We start from the raw sequence: 1,422 nt of genomic DNA on the forward strand, positions 1-1,422 counted from the left end.
GCAAATATACAAAGGTTTTTTGAATTGATTGTGTAACGTGCTATCTCTACCTTACAATTTTCCCACTTTCCCTGTGATCTCCCTCTTTATCAAGAGGATAGAGATCACAGAGTGGGAGGGTGAACTCGACCGGGTGTCGTCACTCGGCCGAGCGGTCGTGGAAAAGGAGCCAGAAGAGGATCCCGGCGACGAGCGCATAGCCGGCGAAGATAAACCAGCTCTCCGGGAAGCCGACCCGGTCGACCACAAAGCCCGCCGCATAGGCACCGATCGTGGAGCCGAGCCCATTCGTCATCATCAGGAAGACGCCCTGAGCCGATGAGCGCAGCGCAGGCGAGGTCTGCTTGTCCACATAGAGAGAGCCGCTGATATTGAAGAAGTCAAAGGCGACCCCGTAGATGATCATTGAGAAGATCAGGAGAGCCACGCCATCGCCGGGATTGCCCCAGCCGAGGAAGGCGAAGCGCAGCACCCACGCCATGAAGCTGATCATCATCACCGCCTTGATGCCAAAGCGCTTGAGGAAGAAGGGGATCATCAGGATGCAGAGCGCCTCGGAGATCTGCGAGAGGGAGATCAGCGTGCCGGAGTGCTCCACACCGAAGGTGCCGGCGTAGGCGGGGTCCTCACCGAAGCCGGTGATGTAGACGTTGGCAAAGGCGTTGGTGATCTGGAGGCAGATGCCGAGGAGCACGGAGAAGAGGAAGAAGATCGCCATGTCGTGCCGCTTGAAGAGGCGGAAGGCCTCCAGCCCGAGCTTCTCCAGCAGCCCCTCGTCCCCGGTCCGCGGCTTACGGATGATCCGGCTCGAGGGGAAGACAAACATCCACGCTGCGAGGGCAAAGGAGAGCCCGGCGGAGATGTAGAGCTGTGTCGCAGAGGTCTTGAAGCCGAGGTTGTCCACCACCAGCATCGCGCAGATGAAGCCCACGGTGCCGAAGACGCGGATCGGTGGGAAGTGCTTCACGGTGTCGAGCCCCGCACGGTTGAGTGCCGAGTAGGCGGTGGCATTGGTGAGCCCCAGGGTCGGCATGTAGAAGCAGACGCTCAGCAGGATCAGCGTGTAGAGGGAGGTGAAGTCGGTCACCTGTGCGGCGGCGATCATCAGCCCTCCGGCGATGAGGTGACAGATCGAGGTGAGCCGCTCGTCGGGGATCCACTTGTCGGCGACGATGCCCATCAGTGTCGGCATAAAGATCGAGGCGATGCCCATGGTGGCAAAGAAAGCGCCGATCTGCCCGCCGGTGAAGTCGAGCGTGCCGAGGTAGACGCCGAGGGAGATCAGCCAAGCCCCCCAGACGGCGTACTCCAGGAAGTTCATCACGATCAGTTTGCCCTTAAGCGAAGTGGTAGATTGCATATAGTCGTTATTGTATTATGGATACGAAATTGTCAGTGCGACCCGCAAGGGGTCGAGGTCCG

General features: G+C 59.4%; 1 protein-coding gene. It reads right to left on the minus strand.

The window, feature by feature from the left end; genetic code table 11:
• Positions 1–139: 139 nt before the first annotated feature.
• Entirely contained in the window at positions 140–1,360 is a 1,221-nt protein-coding gene (locus HMPREF2890_RS05855) for an MFS transporter (protein ID WP_070466514.1), read from the minus strand.
• Between the last annotated feature and the right edge of the window lie 62 nt (positions 1,361–1,422).

It is taken from the genome of Porphyromonas sp. HMSC065F10, from assembly GCF_001808555.1.
Classification (GTDB): domain Bacteria; phylum Bacteroidota; class Bacteroidia; order Bacteroidales; family Porphyromonadaceae; genus Porphyromonas_A.